Origin of the sequence: Acinetobacter sp. YH12142 (assembly GCF_013418435.1) — a bacterium.
In the GTDB taxonomy this organism is placed as follows: domain Bacteria; phylum Pseudomonadota; class Gammaproteobacteria; order Pseudomonadales; family Moraxellaceae; genus Acinetobacter; species Acinetobacter amyesii.
On the sequence record NZ_VPCB01000046.1, the window covers coordinates 1 to 2,080 of the forward strand.

At 35.9% G+C, this 2,080-nt stretch carries 3 protein-coding genes and 1 pseudogene; 2 read left to right on the forward strand and 2 right to left on the reverse strand.

Annotation, left to right across the window (positions count from 1 at the left end):
• A partial coding sequence (locus FTU77_RS15820; RefSeq protein ID WP_180022990.1) for a transposase occupies positions 1 to 316 on the reverse strand: 316 nt, incomplete at its 3' end.
• A 156-nt stretch (positions 317 to 472) separates the two neighbouring features.
• Here FTU77_RS15820 and FTU77_RS15825 point away from each other — a divergent pair.
• Positions 473 to 754, forward strand: coding sequence for a type II toxin-antitoxin system RelB/DinJ family antitoxin (locus FTU77_RS15825; RefSeq protein WP_127800960.1), 282 nt, complete (start codon positions 473 to 475; stop codon positions 752 to 754).
• Entirely contained in the window at positions 754 to 1,074 is a 321-nt protein-coding gene (locus FTU77_RS15830) for a hypothetical protein (RefSeq protein ID WP_127800962.1), read from the forward strand. The genes FTU77_RS15825 and FTU77_RS15830 overlap by 1 nt, the downstream gene beginning before the upstream one ends.
• 75 nt (positions 1,075 to 1,149) lie before the next feature.
• Here FTU77_RS15830 and FTU77_RS15835 read toward each other — a convergent pair.
• A pseudogene (locus FTU77_RS15835) lies at positions 1,150 to 1,521 on the reverse strand (ISNCY family transposase); the annotation flags it as partial.
• Positions 1,522 to 2,080: the final 559 nt, after the last annotated feature.

A 2,080-nucleotide genomic window follows, 5' to 3' on the forward strand; every position in this document is an offset into this window, starting at 1 on the left:
TATCATTATTCGTATGAGGCACGGTGATACACAACGTGATCCTCTCATCAATAGGTTGGCTGATTGCAGCAGTGTAAGGCAAAGCAATAAATGCTGGATTCACATGAGTAGGATCCTGCACGGCACCATCATGATGGCTGAAGATCCTGATCCAACGACTGACAAGGTTGGCATTAATACTATGTTGCAGTGCGACCGAAGCGATCGAGGTATTAGGATTTTTACAGGCATTGACAATACTGAGTTTGAATTCTTTGCTGTATGTTCTGCGTTTTTTAGCAACAGGAGGTGTTGCTGAATATATATCCATGTTCATGGATTAAGTCCCCACTTGTTTTTAGGTGGGAACTAAATTAAGGCTTATAGGATCGCTTGGTAAGGCTGTGTTAGCCGGATGCTTACCACTTACTACTCACTTGCCTTGTACCATTTTATGGCATTAAATGGCCTTAACAAGATTGAGAGGTGTTAAATGTCTAAGCTAATAAAAAAGAGAGTTCAATATTCTGTGGATGAGGCTATTTCTGAATCAGCAGAGTACATTATTAAAAAAGTTGGGCTAACCCCTGCATCTGTTTTTAGTATGGTCATGGCTGAAATAGCCAAAACAGGTCGAATCCCTGTAAGCAATCAAATAAGTGATGATGATTTTAATACAGCACAGCTCATAGCTCTTAGCCATAATATCCCAAGTGTAAAAGTATCTAATACAAAATCTGCTCAAGCATTTTTAAACGATGATGGTGGGTACTAATGGCACAGGATTTGTATTGGGCTTATGTTGGTTTGACAGATATAGTAGATGGCAAAACTCGCCCTGTTTTATATATTCGACAAACAAAAAAAGACTACATCGTATTCCGTTTAAGTAGTCAATATGACAATAAATCTGATTTTATTAAACGTAAATATATTGAAATTATAGATTGGGAATCGGTTGGACTAAGTAAAAAATCATGGATTGATACCGTACAGACATATCAGTTGCCAATTGATAAAACAAAATTAACTTACATTGGTAAACTTTCTAAAAATGACTATGAGCGATTAATTAATCATCTTAAAGAACAATAACTGTTTGTCCAATTAGCCGAATAATATCTGTCCAAGTTAGCACAAAATTTAATGATCATTAAATAAGAATTTGCACTTGGATCGCAGAATCCATAAATTGGCTGCAATCATCCAGGAACGTAGTGTTTCCACTGAAATATCGAATCCATGAATGGTAGTGAGCTTTTCATGAGCCAAGGTAGATCCAAATCCCAGCAGATGTTCAGAAATAATGGAAAGACATTTTGATTTTAATAAATCATCATGGCGACGATGGCCAGGTTGACCACGACTGGCATGCGCCATACCTGAAACACCATCTTGATTGAGCTTCTATAATAACCAGGTAATTTGACGGGTTGAAAGATTAAGGATTTCAGCAGCACGGACTTGGGTAATACGATGATCTCGAACGTCTTGCAGAACAGCAAGACGTTGAATTTCTTTGTCAGACATAGTGATCAGCATCTATATTTCATATCCAGTCCATGATGTTTAAGCCATCATAAACTAGACATTTTTATTGGTGAGAATATAGACATTTTGAATGGGTTCTAACATGCCAATTGCGTATAATATAGATTATGTTAAATTAAGTACATAGTACTTTAAGTTCATAACTCTCTGTGTTTATAGATAAACAATATATAAAACAATGACTTATTAAAAAAATAATTCTAGGCTAATTTTATTTAAGTCTATATAGTGTTTACTTCATTTAGTTCTTCAATTGTGTAATGTTCTTCTTAAAGACAATCAAACTCTCAAAAAAGCATTCAACTCAAAATCGAATTGTTGTGCTGTTCAATGCTTCGACTACAACGGCATGTCTTTATCCATTACTCTATTCTTTATCTGTTTTGAGATTTCAAAGTGTAGCTACCCAACAATCAGATATGCTGTTAGCGGCAGTGTAAAAATGACCCCCTAATGGCATTTAAAAACTGACCCCCTTGGTTAATATAGCGGTCATTTTGGACTGCTCAACATGTTAACTTTGGAGCAAGCAGTGACAATCCAAATACTT

What these genes read in the sequence shown, in the direction of transcription:
- FTU77_RS15825 (WP_127800960.1), top strand. Translation starts at nt 473, where the DNA reads ATGTCTAAGCTAATAAAAAAGAGAGTTCAATATTCTGTGGATGAGGCT.
- FTU77_RS15830 (WP_127800962.1), top strand. Translation starts at nt 754, where the DNA reads ATGGCACAGGATTTGTATTGGGCTTATGTTGGTTTGACAGATATAGTA.